The sequence below is a fragment of the Sphingomonas abietis genome (assembly GCF_027625475.1).
Lineage (GTDB): Bacteria > Pseudomonadota > Alphaproteobacteria > Sphingomonadales > Sphingomonadaceae > Solisphingomonas > Solisphingomonas abietis.
Genome location: NZ_CP115174.1, coordinates 1,874,200 through 1,890,000 on the forward strand (window position 1 = coordinate 1,874,200; position 15,801 = coordinate 1,890,000).

Sequence of the window (15,801 nt, forward strand, 5' to 3'; positions counted from 1 at the left end):
CCAGCGGGCCACGCCCCGCCAAGAAGACCGGAGACAAGAAGGTCATGGCAGAAAAGCCCAATAATCTTCAGGATATGTTCCTCAACGCTCTGAGGAAGTCGAAGACCCCGGTGACGATGTTCCTCGTCAAGGGCGTCAAGCTACAGGGGATCATCACCTGGTTCGACAATTTCTCGGTGCTGCTGCGCCGTGACGGCCAGTCGCAGTTGATCTACAAGCACGCCATCTCCACGGTGATGCCGGCCCATCCGATCGACCTCGCGCCGATCGAGAAGGCCTTCGCCGAGTCGAAGCGCGGCGCGCTGTTGCAGGAAATCTTCCTCAACGCGGTGAAGCAATCGTCCGAGCCGGTGACGATGTTCCTGGTCAACGGCGTGATGCTGCAGGGCGAAGTCGCCGCATACGACTTGTTCTGCCTGCTGCTGCGCCGCGATGGCCAATCGCAGCTGGTCTACAAGCATGCGATTTCGACCGTGCAGCCGCTCCACCCGGTGAATCTCGCCGAAGACGAGGATGTCGATTGAGCGGTTTCGGTCGGGAGGACAAGGACGGCATCGTTCGCGGGGCGCGCGCCATCGTCGCGCTCCCCGAGATCGGCCCGCATAATCGCACCGCCGAGGCGCGGCTGGAGGAGGCGGCAGGTCTCGCCGGCGCCATCGGCCTCGACGTCGTCGAGAAGATCGCCTTTCGCCTGCGCCAGCCCAAGGCGGCGACCCTGCTCGGCTCCGGTCAGGTCGAGGCGCTGGCCGAGGCTGCACGCATGGCCGAGGCGGAACTGATCGTCATCGATGCTGCCGTCACGCCGATCCAGCAGCGCAATCTGGAGAAAGCGGTTGCCGCCAAGGTGATCGACCGGACCGGGCTGATCCTCGAAATCTTCGGCGAGCGCGCCGCGACCGCCGAAGGGCGGCTGCAGGTCGAACTCGCCCATCTCGATTATCAGGCCGGCCGGCTGGTGCGCAGTTGGACCCATCTCGAGCGCCAGCGCGGCGGCTTCGGCTTCCTCGGTGGTCCCGGCGAAACCCAGATCGAGGCCGATCGTCGGCTGATCCGCGATCGCATGGCGAAGCTGCGCAAGGAATTGGAGCAGGTCAGCCGCACGCGTGGGCTGCACCGCGATCGGCGCCGCCGCGCGCCGTGGCCGGTGATCGCGCTGGTCGGCTATACCAATGCCGGCAAGTCGACTTTGTTCAACCGGATGACCGGCGCCGACGTCATGGCGAAGGATCTACTGTTCGCGACGCTCGATCCGACGATGCGGCAGATCCGTCTGCCGGGTCTCGACAAGGCGATCCTGTCCGACACGGTGGGCTTCGTCTCCGATCTGCCGACCCAGTTGGTGGCGGCGTTTCGCGCCACGCTGGAGGAGGTCGTCACCGCCGACATCATCATCCACGTCCGCGACATGTCGCACCCGGACAGCGAGGCGCAGGCGCAGGACGTCACCCATGTGCTGACCGAGATCGGCGCCGTCGGCGAAAGCGAGAGCACGCCGATGATCGAGGCCTGGAACAAGGTCGATGCGCTCGATGCCGAAACCGCCGCCACGCTGCGCGCCGAAGCGGCGCGGCGCGACGATGCGGTGGTGCTGTCGGCATTGACCGGGGAAGGGGTGGAGGATCTCCGCCGCGCCGTTTCCGATCGCCTCAGCCGCGGGGCACGGGTCCGCACGGTGCGCCTGCCGGCCAGTGACGGCGCGTCCGTCGCCTGGCTCCACCAGCATGGCGAAGTGCTGGCGAGCGACGCGACCGGCGAGGTGGTCAGCCTCGATGTGCGGATCAGCGATATCGACTGGGCACGCTTCGAGGCGCGCGAATGACGAACCTTCCTCAGCGCGATTTCGCCGCCTTCCTGTTCGACATGGACGGCACCGTGCTGGACAGCATCGCGGTCGCCAACCGCGTCTGGAGCCGCTGGGCCGAAAGCCATGGCCTCGATCCGGCGCCGATCCTGGCGGTGATGCATGGCGTACAGGCGGTCCAGACCATTCGCCGCTTCGCGCCGCCGGGCGTGGACGTGCTGGCCGAGACCGCGGCGCTCACCCAGGCGGAGATCGAAGAGGCGGAGGGTACGCTTCCCATTCCGGGAGCGCCGGCATTCCTCGCCGCACTGCCGGCCGATCGCTGGGCGATCGTGACATCGGCGCCGCGCGCGCTCGCCTTGCGGCGGCTGGCGGTGGCGGGGATTCCGATGCCGTCGCTGCTGATCTCGGCGGACGATGTCGCCCATGGCAAGCCCGCCCCGGATTGCTTCCTGCTCGCCGCCGAACGGCTGGGCTTTGCCGCGTCCGATTGCCTGGTGTGGGAAGATGCGCCGGCCGGGATCGCGGCCGGCGAGGCGGCGGGCGCGACGGTGATGGTGGTGACGACGACGCATCATGCGCCGATCGAGACCGGCCATGCCACGATTGCGAGCTACGAACCGCTTGCGGTGGAGATCGGCGCCGACGGACGCCTCTCGCTGAGCGCTTAACCCCGCATCAGCTTGCGGGTGAAGCCGATCAGGCCGAGCTGGCGGTGGCGACGCAGCCGCTCGGCCCGCAGGATCAGGCGCACCTGTGCGAAGCAGCGTTCGACATCGTCGTTGACCAGCACATAATCATAGCCGTCCCAATGGCCCATTTCGGACACCGAGCGCTCCATCCGGCGATCGATCACATCGGCGGCATCGGTGGCGCGCCCGCGCAGGCGCCGTTCGAGTTCTTCCATCGAGGGCGGCAGGATGAACACCCGCACGACATCGCCGGCAGCCTGCTGGTAGAGCTGCTGCGCGCCCTGCCAGTCGATATCGAACAGCACGTCGCGGCCTTCGTGGAGCATCGCCTCGACCGGCGCTCGCGGGGTGCCGTAGCGATGATCGAACACATGCGCCCATTCGAGGAATTCCTCGTCGGATACCATGCGCTTGAACTCGGGCGTATCGACGAAGTGGTAATCCTTGCCGTCGACCTCGCCCGGCCGGATCGGCCGGGTGGTGGCGGACACCGACATCTCGATCTGGCCGTCCGCGGCGATCAGCTTGCGGGCGATCGTGGACTTGCCGGCCCCGGACGGGGAGGAGATCACGAACAGCAGGCCCCGCCGCTGCATTTCCACCTCATGCGGGCGGCGACGGGAGGGAAGGGTTGCGGAATCGACGGGTTCGGCCATGGCCGCTTCTGCCGCGGCGGCCCCGCGCCCGTCAACACCGGACATCCCGTGCGGGCCGTCCGAGCCGACATCGAGGCTGAATGGCGGCGGTCGATAGCGGCGGCCGATAGCGGCCTACCGCATCCGAAGCCTACTGGCCGCGCGCCTTGGCCGACTGCCACAACGCCTGCTTCGCATCGAGCGACAGGCCGGGGAAAGCGTCCCCGGCTTCCGCCTCCATCGCCGCGAAACGGCGTTCGAACTTGGCATTGGCGGCGCGCAGGGCGGCCTCCGGATCGATCGTCATGTGGCGTGCCCAATTGACCATCGCGAACAGCAGGTCGCCGAATTCTTCGGCCCGCGCCGCGTCATCCGGCGCCGATTCGATCTCGGCGATCTCCTCGAACACCTTCGCGCGGGGGCCATCGGCGTCGGGCCAATCAAAGCCGACCCGCCCGGCGCGCTTTTGCAGCTTCTCGGCCCGCAGCAACGCGGGTAATCCCAGCGCGACGCCGGCCAGCGCGCCGGTCTCCCGGCGTTCGGCGCGCTCTTCGGCCTTGATCTGCTCCCAACCGACCCGCGCGGCGTCACCGTACCCCTGCGCTTCGTCGCCGAAGACGTGGGGATGGCGGCGGATCATCTTGTCGGCGATCGAGGCGATGACGTCGGCGAGCGTGAAATGCCCGGCCTCCTCGGCGATACGGGCATGGAAGACCACCTGCAGCTGGAGATCGCCGAGTTCGCCCCGCAGATCGGCCATGTCGTTTCGCGCAATGGCGTCGGCCACCTCATAGGCCTCCTCGATCGTGTAGGGCGCGATCGTCGCGAAATCCTGTTCGACATCCCAGGGGCAACCACCATCGGGATCGCGCAGCGTTGCCATGATATCGGCCAATCGCAGGATGGCCTCGCCCGCAGACGGATCGGGGGCGGTGGTCGGGGAGGCACTATGCTGGCTCATCCATGGTCCTGCAAAATGGAAGGGGATCGTCTGTGGCCATGCCGCTTATGACAGGCGCCGCCGCGGGGAGCCATCACCCTCTGCCACCGATCGCGCGCCCTGTGCCGAACTAGGGGATGATAACGGCAGAAAGGCGTCGCCCTATCGCGAGGGGCGGCGCCCGAACTTCGGGCTTTCGGTGGCGGCCTTTTCGGCCTCTTCATCGGCGCGCCGCTCGGCCGCGGCATTGATCGACAGCAGGATGAGCTGGAAGCCATTGGCCTTGCTGTGGACCTGCAAGGCGAGCTTGGGCGGGCGGCTGCCCCGCGGCACGGCGATCCAGTCGCGCGGATCGGCGGGCGCCCAGGCGATCCGGTCCTCCGGCTTGGCCGCCAGCAGCGCCGCCGGCAGGGCCGCGCCGGCCTGGATGGCAAGGTCGGGGAAGGAGCGGGACGGGCGGGCATAGCGGAACGTTCCGTCCTTGGCGAAGAGCCACGCGCCCATCGTCTGCGTCAGATCGGCGTAGCGTGTCGCTGCCACATCGAGGCTGACGCCATATTCCGCGGCGATGGCTGCCAGATGCAGGACACTCTGCTTGCCGAGGCCGACGACAAAGTCGCTGAACCAGGGTTTCGGCATCAACAACCCGGCGGCGAAACGGTTCGCCCGCATTTCCTGCTTGCGATGGGTCGTGTCGCGGCGGTTTTCGGCCAGATCGCGGTGGGTGCATTGCCGGTCGCCGTGATGGTCGCCGAGAAGGAAATGGCCGAGTTGGTGGGCGATCGCATAGCGTCGGCGCGGCGCAGGCAGGCCGGCGGCGAACTCGATGATACCGCTGTTGGTCACCGGATCGATGATCAGCCCGGACGGCGCGCCATCATCGTCCCGCTCCCCGAAATCGGCGATCCCGACCTTGCGGGCCCATGCTTCGACGTCCACCGGCGTCCGCGGCTCGGGATGATGCCGGAGCATCGCGGCCAGCAGGGTTTCGGGCGATTCGCAGCCCGCGAGGTCGTTCAGCAGCGCCTTGTCGATCATCGGGGCCTGCTACCCCAATGTGGCGCCGGAGGCGACCGCGGCGCCGGCCGCCCGATCATCCCTTTTCTTTCGCCACGCCGCACGGCATCGTTTTCGGCGGAAAACAGCGATGACAGGACAGGCATGACGGATCGGCAGGACGGAACAGCATCGCGGAACCGGGTTCGCCGATCGGCGCGGATGATCCTGCTCGATCGGGAAGGGCGGGTGCTGCTGATCCGTTTCGTATTGCCGCGCCGCGATGGCGACTATCTGTTCTGGGCGACACCGGGCGGCGAGAGGGAAGGCGACGAGGCGCCGCTCGATACGGCGCGGCGCGAAGTCCGGGAGGAATTGGGCCTGGTCCTGCCGCTCGAAGGGCCGGTGCATCACGCCAGCGGCACGTTCGAGTTCCTGCACGAGACGGTCGACAATGAAGATGATTTCTATGTCGCCCGCTGGCCGGGCGGCCCGATCGCGCTCGACGGCGTCGATGAGGCCGAGCGCACCGCCTTGAAGGAGCTGCGCTGGTGGAGCGCCGAGGCGATCGATGCGAGCGCGCAACCGGTCTACCCGCCCGACCTCGCCGACGTCGTGCGTCGGCTGGGTCGGGCGGGCAGCGCGAGCGCCGACTGATCAGCTCTCCTGGATTGCCGACAGCTTCCAAGTCCCGGACATGTCGCGCACGAAGGTCCAGAGTTCGGTCGTCTCGCTCGGAATATTGGCCGAGCCGCTGACGATCGCGCCCGTGGTGCGATTGCGCATCAGGTCGATGCCTTCGTAGCGCAGCGCGATCGTCGCATAGTCGGCGCCCGCTTCCTGCCAGGCCTCGGACACTTCGGCATCGAGCAGGCGGGTGCCGCTGACCTCGTTGCGGATGCCCTGGGTCGCGTTCTGGCTCAGTTCCTCCGAGAGATAAGACATGATCTCGGGGGTGGTGAGCTGGCGGAGCCGGCCATAATCCTCGCGGCCGAAGGCATCCTGCACGTCGATCAGCAGCCGCTCGAAGGCCTGCTGGTCGCTGCTGGTGATGGCGATATCGACGCCCTGGTCGGCCACCGGCTGCGGTGCCATCGCAGGGCCGCCCCACGGGCTGCCGACGGTGGCGTTGCCCTGCGGGACATAGCTGTCCTGCTGGCTGTAACCGCCGTTCATGGGCGATCCTTGCGACTGCGAACGGCGACGGAAGAAACCGATCACCAGCCACACGATGCCGCCGAGGATGGCGACCTGAAGCAGCGCCGTCAGGAAACCGCCGCCGCCGCCTGCACCGCCCCAGCCGCCGCCCATGCCGTGGCCGAAGAAATGGCCGATCAGGCCGCCGGCGACGAGGCCGCCCAGCAAGCCGCCGCCGAAGCCGCCGAACCGGCTTCCGGCCGGGCGATAGCCGGGCTGCTGGCCATAAGCGGGGGCATAGTTCGGGCTGGGCTGCGGCGTCCCGCGCGGCGTCATCGAACGCTGGACCGGTGGCACATAGCGCTGGGAACCATAGGTCGAAGGCGGCGCGGAGTAGGTGCGCGAACCGCGGCTGCCGAAGCTGCCGCCGCGCCGGGCGTCAGCCGGGCCGGTGGCGAGGCTGGCCACCGCGAGCAGGGTCATCATACTGGACATCAAACGGATCGAAAATGGGCGCAAGGTTACTCTCCTCAGGATCTGAGATGTAGGCGCATCCTGCGTCTTCACCAGTGATCGCGCGGGTTAATTCCATGACAGGTCGGCCGGCCGGGCCAAGTGGCTGGCCGGCCGATGATCAGCGTTTCGCCACCCACTGGTCGATCTGCGGCAGCACCGCGGTGCGCAGCCGCGCCCGCGTGCGGATCGCATCCTGGGCCTTGAGCACGTCGCGCCGCGCCGAGGCGGGGATATATTTCTCGGCGAAGGCCTGAAGCTGATCGGCGCGCGCCAGATCGGGCGAGGGCGAGGCGATGCGGGCATAAAGCTGGTAGCGCTGCAACGAATCGAGCCGGCTCTCGAAATAGGGCCGGTGCTCGGTCGCGAACGTCCAGGTCAGATCGGGGTTCGCCTGCGCCGCGACATAGAGCATCCGCGGGCCGCTCGTGGTCGGGACTTCGTCGGTCAGCGTCAGCGCCAGCGCCTGCTGGAGGATTGCGGGGTCCGCGACCGTGGCGAGCGCGAAATCGAGATGCTGCTTCTGGAGCGAGTCGGTCGCCGCCGCCGCCAGCTTCCGCAGCTGATCGAAGGTCGCCTGATCGGCATGTTCCGCCGCGACGGCGATCACCGCGCGCATCGTCGGCCCCCCGGCCGAGGCCGGATCGGCGGCATGGGCCTCGAACCGGCGACGGGCCTCGGCGATCACGCCGGCGTCGCCGAAGCGACCCAGCGTCTGGATCAGCGAATTGCGCAGCACGCCGGCATTGTCCGACTCGCCGGGCTTGGCGTCGAAGCCAAGCGTCGCGAACTCGGGCGCGAGCAATGCCCGCGCATAGGCGCGGAAGGCGTCACGCTGCGGGCCGGGCGCGTAGATGCCGTCGATCGTCCGCAGCTGATCGCTCAGCCGGTCCCATACGGTCGGATCGGCGGAGAGCGGCAGCTTGCCGGTCAGATCGAGGAAATCCGCCGGGTCGCCATCACCCGAGGCGGCGAGCGCCCAGGTGTCGGACAGCAGGCCGAGCTGGTCGGCCGCCGGCACCTGCCCGAACGCCGCCGCCAGCCGGGCCAGCTGGCTCTTGGCATATTGGGTGCGGAAATAGCCGGTTTGCCCGGCATTGACGATCAGCGGCGCCGCGCCGCCGGCGTTCAGCGCGACCGGATCGGTGCCGGTCACGGCAACGCGCTGTTCGGCGGCCTGGTCTGTGGCGGCCTGGCCGAGCGGCGCGGCGATCACCGGCACCGTCCAGCGGCGGGGCTGGCGGGAGGCCGCATCCAGCCCGAACCGTCCCTGGGTCAGCGACACGCTGCCGCCGGCATCGCTCTCCTTGATCAGCGGGACGCCCGATTGCTGCGTAAAATCGTCGCCGATCTTGACGATCGGCTTGCCCGACGCGGCCTGGATCGTCTGGAACAGTTCGGCCGTCGTGGCATTGCCATAAGCGTGGGCGGCCAGATAGCGGCGGATGCCGGTGCGGAAATCATCCTGCCCGGCATAGGCCTCGATCATCCGGATCACCGCCGCGCCCTTTTCATAGGTGATCGCGTCGCCGATCCGGTTGACCTGATCGATCGTATCGGCCGGCTCCACCACCGGGTGGGTCGAGGTCAGCGCGTCGGTCGAGAAGGCGCTGTCGCGGCCGGCGGCAAATTGCAGCCAGACATGCCATTCGGGATGGATGCTGTCGGTGGCCTTGTTCTCCATCCACGAGGCGAAGCCCTCGTTCAGCCAGAGATCGTCCCACCAGCCCATCGTCACCAGATCGCCGAACCACTGGTGCGCCATCTCGTGCGCGATCACGAGGTAGACATTCTGCTTGTCGGCATCGGTCGCGGTCTTGGGATCGACCAGCAGGTCGCTCTCGAAATAGAAGATCGCGCCCCAATTCTCCATCGCGCCGAAGCCGCCCGATCCCGGGCCGCCGATCAGATCGAGCTTGGGCAGCGGGAATTTGATCCCGAAATAGTCATTGTAGAAGCGCAGGATATGGGCGGCCGCGTCGAGCGCATAATGGGCCTGATCGGTGGCGCCGCGACGCACGATCACGCCGACATCGACGCCGTCGACATCCTCGTGGATGCGCTGCATGTCGCCGATACCGAGATACATCAGATAGGACGACATCTTGGGCGACGGCTGGAACGTCACCCGGCTCAGGCCGCCGCCGATGTCGGTCTGCTGCGCGATCGGCATGTTGGAGACGGCGAACTGGTCCTTGGGGGCGGTGACGGTCAGGCCGAACACCGCCTTCAGATCGGGTTCGTCGAAGCTCGGCACGAACCGGCGCGCATCGGCGGCCTCGAACTGGGTGGCGAGCATCCGCTTCTTGCCCTGGGGCGTGTCGTAATCGAGCGCGAACAGGCCCTGGCTGCTGCGGTTGATCTTGCCGTGATAGGCGAGGTCCAGCGTGTAACGGCCGGCCGCCAGCGGCTTGGCGAAGGTGAGGGTGACGGTCTGGAGTTCGGGGTCGTAGGCGATGGTCGGCGTCCCGGCGCCGGCCAGGCTGGCGCGGTCGATGGTCAGCTCGAGCGCGTTGAGCGTGATCGTCCGCGTCGCCGCGTGGATGTCGATCGCGATCTTGACGCTACCGGTGAAGACCATCTTCTCGGCGTCCGGCGTCACCGCGATGTCATAGCGGGTGGGGGTGACCGTGCGCGGCAGCTGGGCCTGATGCAGCGCGACCGGCGCGGGCGTCGTCTGGGCGATGGCAGGCGCGGCGAGCGCGAGAACGCCGGTAGCGGTGGCGAGGAGGAGCGAAGCGCGGCGCAAGCCGGAGGCGGATCGATTCATGGATCGGATTGCTACCATGCTCGGCGGCAGATGCCAGCGCGATACCGATGGGGCCGCTCCGCGGTCAGGGCCGCGAGCGGCGCGCAGGCCCCGGCCGTAGAACGCGCTCCGTCAGGCCATCGAGGAAAATCGGCTTCCGGCGTGAAAACATGATATTGGCCCGAATCTGACCTGAAATCCCCGGAGGGAAATGCTGCTTCAGTCCCTCATCGCCCGGTTCGGGCTGGCCACGATCTTTGCCGGGGCCGCCATCGAAGGCGAGACGGTGGTGATCGCCGGCGGCGTGCTGGCCCATCAGCATTTCCTCACCTTGCCGGGCGTGATGGTCGCCGGCGCGCTGGGATCGTTCGCCGCCGACCAGGCCTTTTTCGTGCTGGGGCGGCATTTCCGGCATCGGCGCTGGGTGGAGAAGTTTCTCGAACGGCCCGCTGCGGAGCGGGCCTTGGCGACGCTGGAGCGCCATCCGACCGCGTTCATCCTGGGGTTCCGCTTTCTCTACGGGCTGCGGACGGTCAGCCCGATCGTGGTCGGCACCTCGGATGTGCCGCAAGCGCGATTCCTGCCGATGAACGCGCTTGCGGCGGCGCTCTGGGCGATCCTGTTCGCGTCCCTCGGCTATGCGCTGGGCGGCCCGCTCGGTCGATATTTCCCGCACCCCAATTCGCTCGTCCTGACGCTCCTTGGTGGCCTGCTCGTGATCGGCCTCGGCCTATGGCTGGGTCGGATCGCGTGGAAGGCGTTTCGGCGGCGCACCGGCGACCGTGTCGCCGATCGCTGAGCGGGACGGCGATAGGGCGACGGCCTATCCGTAAATTCAGGCTTTTGCGGCAATCTGACCCTTCCGCGCCGGCGCCGATCTCCGTATCCGGAGCGTAATGGCCTCTCCACCGCTCAGCCTTCGCGGCATTTACGAATCGCTGCGCCCACCGACGCTGCGCGATCTGATTTTTTCGGCCAAGGCATTCACGGCCGCGGCCGTGGCGCTATTGGCCGGGTTCAGCCAGAATCTGGAAAATCCCTATTGGGCGGTGCTGACGATCTACATCGTCCTCAATCCGCCCGAGACAGGCGCGATCCGCTCGAAGGCGGTCTTCCGTTTCTTCGGCACGATCAGCGGCGGTGTCGTCATGCTGCTGCTGACCGGCCTGTTCGGGGACCAGCTCGGCATTCTCGTCGGGGTGACCATCGCGGTGATCGGCACCGCCGTCTTCTTCAAGCAGACCGACCGGACGCCGACCAACTATTTCTGGTTCTCGGGCGCGATCACCGCCGGCGTGGTGGGGCTCACCAACCTGCTCCAGCCGACCAACATGTTCGATTATGCGACTGCGCGGATGGGCGAAATCTCGCTCGGCATCCTGGCGATCACGGCCATCGACAGCCTGTTCTGGCCACGGCCGATGACCGACGATTTCCTGAAGACGATGGCCGATTGGCGCGGCCAGGCGCGCCAGTGGATGATCGATGCGCTCAGCCTGACCGCGAGCCGTTCGCTGGACGAGGATCGGCGGCAGGTCGTTCGCCAGGGGCTGCGCGATCTCACCAAGGCGGTCGGCGTGATCGATGCCAAGGCGGTCCAGTTGCCGTTCGACGTCGTGCCGATGGCGCCGCGCGGCCGTCATCTCGATCTCGTGCGCCGCGAGGTGGTCGAACTGATCGGCGATCTGGCGGCGATCGAGATATGGGCCCGCTCGTTGCGTCGCGACGAGATGCTGCAGACCGATCTCGGACGATCGATCGATGCGGTGACGGCATGGGTACGCGACGCGCCCGAACTGCCCGACGCGATGACCGACCAGCATGTCGCGCGCGGCGCCGCCCTGGCGGACGAACTGGCGGCGGCGCGGGCGGAGCTCGATCCACAGGCGAGCCGCATCATCATGGTCGAGCGTGGGCTGCTGAACCGCCTGAGCGCCTTCGTGCGGGATTGGTCCGACCTGTCGCTGGCGCTGCGCGCGATCGAGACCGGCCAGACGCTGCCGCCCCGGCTGGAGCAGATCGCGCGTCGTGCCAAACCGGTTCGCAGTATCGACTATCTGGGCGCCGCGCTCGATGTCGCGCCGATGCTGTTGTCGATGAGCTTCACCACCCTGCTATGGTATTTCACGGCGTGGAATTCGGGCGGCGGGGCGTTGCTGTTCTCGTTCGTCGGTTGCGTCTTCCTGATCGGGCAGGGCCAGGTGCTGCGATCGAGCGCCGGGTTGATCCTGCTGATCCTCACCGCCTTCGCCTTCGTCTTCCTCTACCAATATGCGATCCTGCCGCGCGTGACCGATTTCCCGGTGCTGATCGCGGTGCTCGGCTGCGCGATGTTGCCGCTCGGGTTGCTCATGTCGATGACGTTGGCCGGGATGCTCTTGTGCGTCTATATTTTTGCCTTTCTGGGCCTGCAGGACGCCTATGCAGCGGATTTCAACACGAGCCTCCAGACCTTGAGTGCGTCACTGGTCGGTCTGCTGATTGCCGTCACCTCGCTCCATGTCTGCAGCTATGATCGGGCCAGGTTCGCGACGCGCCGTCTGCTGGCCGCCGTGCGGCGTGACATCCTCGATCTGTCACGCAGCCGTCGCATACCGGATCGTGATCGCTTCCTGCTGCTGGCGGTCGATCGGCTGGCGCTCTATTTCCCGGCGGCCGAGCTCGCCGCCGCCGGCGGCCCGCTGCCACGGCTCAGGATGATCGACGATTTCGGCATCGGCCTCAATCTGATGACGCTCCGGCGGCACGAAGACGAGGTGTCGCCGGGCGTTCGTGCCACGATCGAACGGTTACGGGCGGGCGCCGCCGTCGCCTATCGTGCCAAGCTGGGCGGGCGAACCGATGACGAGCCCTTCGCCGCCTTGGTCGAGACGGCGCTTGACGATCCGGCAATCCGGGCCGAACCGGCGAGCGATCCCTTGCTCGAGGCCCTGACCGGCCTGCACCTCGCGCTGGACGATGCACGATTACCGCCGCCGGGAGAAATGCTGCCGTGATGACGCATGATTTCCTCATCGGCGGGGTCATCCTCTCGCCGATCGTGCCGGAATTGCTGATCGCCGTCCTGTTGACGGCCTTGCTGTCGATCGTGTTGATGCGGCTCGGCTTTTATCGCGCGACGTGGCATCGGCCGCTGGTCGAGATTTCCTTCTTCTGCATGATTCTGGGAGCGATAGTGGCGCTGACACCTGATGGCACCCCGCTCTGGGGCGCGGACACGAACGCCGGAGCGGAACAATGACCCGCCTCCTGCCCACTGCTGGCCGCGTTCTCCTCACTTTGCTGTTCGTCGCACTCGCGATCGTGGCGCTGGTGATCGTGTGGCGACATTATGAGGACGACCCCTGGACGCGCGACGGCGCCCTGCAGGCCGATATCGTGCAGGTCAGCGCCGACGTCGCCGGGCTGGTGACGCAGATCCGCGTCCATGACAATCAATTCGTCCATGCCGGCGACATCCTCTTCACGGTCGATCAGGAACGCTATGCCGCACAACTCGCCCAGTCCGATGCGGCGGTCGTGAGCGCCCGCGCCGCGATCGAGAATGCCCGGGCCGCGATCGCCAACGCCCAGGCCACGCTGGACAATGCGCTGCGCGAGGAGAAGCGCTACCTGGCACTCGGCGACCTCGTGAGCCAGGAGATGCGCGACGCACGCGTCACGGCGGTCGAGCAGGATCGGGCGGCGCTGGTGCAGGCCCATGCGGGCGTCGCATCGGCCAATGCCAGCCTCAAGCAGGCCGAGGCCAATCGCCGGCTCGCCGCCGTCAATATGACCCGATCCGCGGTGCGCGCCGGGGTCAACGGCTATATCACCGGCTTCTCGATGCGGCCCGGCGATTATGTCGCCGCCGGCAGCCCGCAATTCGCGCTGCTCGATACCGACAGCTATTATGTGCTCGGCTACATGGAGGAGACCAAGCTCCACCGCTTCCAGATCGGGGATCGGGCGCGGATCAATCTGCTCGGCGATCGCCGTCCGCTCTGGGGGCATGTCGACAGCCTTGCCGCGGGGATCACCGATCGCCAGCAGAACAGCTCGGGCGTGCTGCTGCCGAACATCACCCCTACGTTCAGCTGGATCCGCCTTGCCCAGCGCGTGCCGGTGCGGGTCGTGATCGATCGGGTGCCGGTCGGCATCCGGCTGGTCGCCGGGCGCACCGCGACGGTGACGATCCTGCCGACGCTGCACAAGGTGGCGCCGCGGCCGATCCCGGCCTCGACGATCGTGCCCAACACCGCGCCGCTCGATCGCCCCGCGTCCGTGCCGATCGGCCGTCCCAACGCTGCTGTCGCGCCATGAAGCGCGCCGTTGCCATCGCGCTCACCGCATCGCTTGCCGGCTGCACGGTCGGGCCGAACTATCGGCAGCCGCCTGTGCTCTCCGGTGCGGTTGCCCCGCCTGTGCTGGCTGGCGGCAGGGAAGCGGCCTATGACGGCGTGGCGCCGCTGCCGCCGCATTGGTGGCAGCTCTACGACGATCCCATGCTCAACGACCTTGAGGAAAAGGCGCTCGCCCGCAACACCGATCTGCGCGTCGCGCTCGCCAGTCTGGAACAGGCGCAGGCGGCATTGCGCGGGGTCCAACTCCAGCGCACGCCGCAAACCAGCCTCGCGATCGAACCGAGCTACGGCCAGGCTTCGGGCGACTCCAAGGGCTCATCGGTCGCCCTCAAGCCCGGCGCGGTCTATGAGGCGATGGGGACGATCTCCTACGATCTCGATCTGTTCGGCAAGCTCAGGCGCTCGATCGAGGCCAGCAAGGCCGATGTCGGGGCCGCGCAGGCGGCGCTCGATCTCGCGCGGGTCAACGTCGCGGCGCAAACCGCCGGGGCCTATGCCTCGGTCTGCTCGGCCGGGCTCAGGATCGCGGTGACGCATCGCTCGATCGCCATCGCCCAGCAGTCACTCGACGTCACCCAGCGCCGCTTCGACGCCGGCATCGCCGGGATCAACGATGTGGTGCGCGCCCGCACGCTGCTGCGCCAGACCGCCGCGACGCTCCCGGCGCTGATCACCCAGCAGCGCAGCGGGCTCTACATGCTGGCGACATTGACCGGCGATGCGCCGGAGGCCTTTCCCGCGGCGGTTGCCACCTGCTCGTCGCCGCCGCTGATCCGCAAGCCGGTCCCGATCGGTGACGGCGCCGCCCTGCTCGCGCGGCGGCCGGACGTGCGGCAGGCCGAGCGCAAACTGGCCGCCGCGGTCGCCGCGATCGGGGTGAGCACCGCATCGCTCTATCCCTCGATCAGCCTCGGCGGCTCGATCGGCACCATCGCGACAAGCCTGCCGGATATCGTCAGCAACCGCGCTTTCCAGTGGAATGTCGGCCCGCTGGTGACGTGGAACATTCCTAATCTCGGCCCGGCGCGGGCGCAGGTGGCGCAATCGAATGCCGCAGCGCGCGGTGCGCTCGCCAGCTTCGACGGCACCGTGCTGACCGCCCTGCGCGAGACGGAGACGTCGCTTACCACGCTCGCCCGCGAACTGGATACCGAACGGCAACTGGCCGATGCGCGGGACGATGCCGCCACCGCCAACGCCAACACCGCCAGGCTCTATGCCGGCGGCATCGGCGAGTTTCTGGATACGCTCGATGCCGAACGCACGCTGATCGAGGCCGAGAACGCGCTGGCGAGCACGACGGCACAGGTGTCGCAGGATCAGATCGCCCTGTTCATGGCGCTGGGCGGGGGCTGGCAGGATTCCCCGGCCGTCATCGGCACATCGCTGACTCAGGTGACCGACAAGCCGCATTGATCGTTCGGCACATCGGCCTGTCCCCTCGCGGCCGGCCATGGGATAGCGCCGGGCTCCTTCCCACAGCCCATCCACACTGGCCCATCCCCGGTCCATCCACGCGACCGTCATGCTCCGATTTCGCGGCGGACCTGGCCGTGGGCGACGACTGCGAACAACCCCGTGCCGCCGATGATATTGCCGGCAAGGGCGGGCAGGATGAAGCCGCCGACCGCCTGGCCGAGGCTCGATTGTCCGCTCAGCCACAGCAGCCAGGCTTCGCCCGATCCCGCGACGACATGGCTGAAGCCGCCGATCGCGATGACATAGGTGATCGCCACGATCACCCAGAACTCGCTGCCGCGTGCATTGGGCAGAATCCAGGCGATCGATGCGACGAGAAAGCCGGCGGGGACGCCCAGCGCTAGCGTCGTCAAGGCGTCATGCTCGAGAATCCGGGCCGATACCGCGATCGCGGCATGAAATTGCTCCGGCGAAACGATCACGCGATGCGCGATCAGAAGCGCCACGAGGAAGGTTCCGACCATGTTGGAGAGGAAGACGATCGCCCAAAGCCGGCCGAGCCGGACGAGATTGCGG

15 protein-coding genes (1 of these 15 only partly in view) are annotated in these 15,801 nt (G+C 67.6%); 9 read left to right on the top strand and 6 right to left on the bottom strand.

Going from position 1 to position 15,801, the window contains the following annotated elements; translation table 11 throughout:
• Positions 1-44: 44 nt before the first annotated feature.
• From hfq to PBT88_RS09150, 3 genes are read left to right on the top strand one after another with little or no spacing between them, the layout of a single operon-like run.
• Complete coding sequence (hfq, locus tag PBT88_RS09140; RefSeq protein WP_270079217.1) at positions 45-524, top strand: RNA chaperone Hfq; 480 nt, start codon at positions 45-47, stop codon at positions 522-524.
• Positions 521-1,819, top strand: a complete 1,299-nt coding sequence (gene hflX, locus PBT88_RS09145) for a GTPase HflX (RefSeq protein ID WP_270078876.1) — start codon at positions 521-523, stop codon at positions 1,817-1,819. Before hfq ends, hflX begins: the two co-directional genes overlap by 4 nt.
• Positions 1,816-2,472 carry an HAD-IA family hydrolase gene (locus PBT88_RS09150; RefSeq protein WP_270078877.1) on the top strand — a complete coding sequence of 219 codons (657 nt, stop codon included), beginning with the start codon at positions 1,816-1,818 and terminating at the stop codon, positions 2,470-2,472. The genes hflX and PBT88_RS09150 overlap by 4 nt, the downstream gene beginning before the upstream one ends.
• On the opposite strand, the gene gmk is transcribed toward PBT88_RS09150, so the two are convergent.
• The 3 genes from gmk to PBT88_RS09165 all read right to left on the bottom strand — a co-directional run bounded on the left by gmk (position 2,469) and on the right by PBT88_RS09165 (position 5,106).
• Positions 2,469-3,089 carry a guanylate kinase gene (gmk, locus tag PBT88_RS09155; protein ID WP_270079218.1) on the bottom strand — a complete coding sequence of 207 codons (621 nt, stop codon included), beginning with the start codon at positions 3,087-3,089 and terminating at the stop codon, positions 2,469-2,471. The two genes, PBT88_RS09150 and gmk, sit on opposite strands and share 4 nt — an antisense overlap.
• Before the next feature lie 190 nt (positions 3,090-3,279).
• Complete coding sequence (gene mazG, locus PBT88_RS09160; protein WP_270078878.1) at positions 3,280-4,089, bottom strand: nucleoside triphosphate pyrophosphohydrolase; 810 nt, start codon at positions 4,087-4,089, stop codon at positions 3,280-3,282.
• Between the two features lie 141 nt (positions 4,090-4,230).
• Entirely contained in the window at positions 4,231-5,106 is an 876-nt protein-coding gene (locus PBT88_RS09165) for an ImmA/IrrE family metallo-endopeptidase (RefSeq protein ID WP_270078879.1), read from the bottom strand.
• Between the two features lie 180 nt (positions 5,107-5,286).
• On the opposite strand from PBT88_RS09165, the gene PBT88_RS09170 reads away from it, so the two are divergent.
• Positions 5,287-5,721 (top strand): NUDIX hydrolase, encoded by a 435-nt coding sequence (locus tag PBT88_RS09170; RefSeq protein ID WP_270078880.1) that lies wholly within the window; start codon positions 5,287-5,289, stop codon positions 5,719-5,721.
• Here the strand turns inward: PBT88_RS09170 and PBT88_RS09175 are convergent, their stop codons facing one another.
• The gene (locus PBT88_RS09175) at positions 5,722-6,696 is read right to left on the bottom strand and encodes a Tim44 domain-containing protein (protein ID WP_270078881.1); all 975 of its coding nucleotides are present in this window, start codon (positions 6,694-6,696) and stop codon (positions 5,722-5,724) included. It abuts the gene before it with no gap.
• 139 nt (positions 6,697-6,835) lie between these two features.
• Positions 6,836-9,463 (bottom strand): M1 family metallopeptidase, encoded by a 2,628-nt coding sequence (locus tag PBT88_RS09180; RefSeq protein WP_270078882.1) that lies wholly within the window; start codon positions 9,461-9,463, stop codon positions 6,836-6,838.
• 211 nt (positions 9,464-9,674) lie between these two features.
• On the opposite strand from PBT88_RS09180, the gene PBT88_RS09185 reads away from it, so the two are divergent.
• The 5 genes from PBT88_RS09185 to PBT88_RS09205 all read left to right on the top strand — a co-directional run bounded on the left by PBT88_RS09185 (position 9,675) and on the right by PBT88_RS09205 (position 15,222).
• A complete protein-coding gene (locus PBT88_RS09185) occupies positions 9,675-10,262 on the top strand; it encodes a DedA family protein (protein WP_270078883.1) in 588 nt (195 codons plus the stop codon).
• A 97-nt stretch (positions 10,263-10,359) separates the two neighbouring features.
• The gene (locus tag PBT88_RS09190; RefSeq protein ID WP_270078884.1) at positions 10,360-12,459 is read left to right on the top strand and encodes an FUSC family protein; all 2,100 of its coding nucleotides are present in this window, start codon (positions 10,360-10,362) and stop codon (positions 12,457-12,459) included.
• Positions 12,459-12,704: a DUF1656 domain-containing protein gene (locus PBT88_RS09195; protein WP_270078885.1), complete on the top strand. Its 246-nt coding sequence runs from the start codon at positions 12,459-12,461 to the stop codon at positions 12,702-12,704. The genes PBT88_RS09190 and PBT88_RS09195 overlap by 1 nt, the downstream gene beginning before the upstream one ends.
• Entirely contained in the window at positions 12,701-13,765 is a 1,065-nt protein-coding gene (locus tag PBT88_RS09200) for a biotin/lipoyl-binding protein (RefSeq protein WP_270078886.1), read from the top strand. Before PBT88_RS09195 ends, PBT88_RS09200 begins: the two co-directional genes overlap by 4 nt.
• On the top strand, positions 13,762-15,222 hold the full coding sequence (locus PBT88_RS09205) for an efflux transporter outer membrane subunit (protein WP_270078887.1): 1,461 nt from the start codon (positions 13,762-13,764) through the stop codon (positions 15,220-15,222). Before PBT88_RS09200 ends, PBT88_RS09205 begins: the two co-directional genes overlap by 4 nt.
• 107 nt (positions 15,223-15,329) lie before the next feature.
• On the opposite strand, the gene PBT88_RS09210 is transcribed toward PBT88_RS09205, so the two are convergent.
• On the bottom strand, positions 15,330-15,801 hold the 3' portion of the coding sequence (locus tag PBT88_RS09210; RefSeq protein ID WP_270078888.1) for a formate/nitrite transporter family protein. 386 nt of this gene lie beyond the right edge of the window; the window shows 472 of its 858 coding nt (coding positions 387-858); its start codon lies beyond the right edge, outside the window — the gene reads right to left on this strand; its stop codon occupies positions 15,330-15,332.

Bases quoted from the DNA above. Each gene is read 5' to 3' on its own strand.
- PBT88_RS09165 (WP_270078879.1), bottom strand. From the start codon at position 5,106: ATGATCGACAAGGCGCTGCTGAACGACCTCGCGGGCTGCGAATCGCCC.
- PBT88_RS09185 (WP_270078883.1), top strand. From the start codon at position 9,675: ATGCTGCTTCAGTCCCTCATCGCCCGGTTCGGGCTGGCCACGATCTTT.
- mazG (WP_270078878.1), bottom strand. From the start codon at position 4,089: ATGAGCCAGCATAGTGCCTCCCCGACCACCGCCCCCGATCCGTCTGCG.
- PBT88_RS09195 (WP_270078885.1), top strand. From the start codon at position 12,459: ATGACGCATGATTTCCTCATCGGCGGGGTCATCCTCTCGCCGATCGTG.
- gmk (WP_270079218.1), bottom strand. From the start codon at position 3,089: ATGCAGCGGCGGGGCCTGCTGTTCGTGATCTCCTCCCCGTCCGGGGCC.
- PBT88_RS09190 (WP_270078884.1), top strand. From the start codon at position 10,360: ATGGCCTCTCCACCGCTCAGCCTTCGCGGCATTTACGAATCGCTGCGC.
- PBT88_RS09175 (WP_270078881.1), bottom strand. From the start codon at position 6,696: ATGTCCAGTATGATGACCCTGCTCGCGGTGGCCAGCCTCGCCACCGGC.
- PBT88_RS09200 (WP_270078886.1), top strand. From the start codon at position 12,701: ATGACCCGCCTCCTGCCCACTGCTGGCCGCGTTCTCCTCACTTTGCTG.
- PBT88_RS09170 (WP_270078880.1), top strand. From the start codon at position 5,287: ATGATCCTGCTCGATCGGGAAGGGCGGGTGCTGCTGATCCGTTTCGTA.
- hfq (WP_270079217.1), top strand. From the start codon at position 45: ATGGCAGAAAAGCCCAATAATCTTCAGGATATGTTCCTCAACGCTCTG.
- PBT88_RS09150 (WP_270078877.1), top strand. From the start codon at position 1,816: ATGACGAACCTTCCTCAGCGCGATTTCGCCGCCTTCCTGTTCGACATG.
- PBT88_RS09205 (WP_270078887.1), top strand. From the start codon at position 13,762: ATGAAGCGCGCCGTTGCCATCGCGCTCACCGCATCGCTTGCCGGCTGC.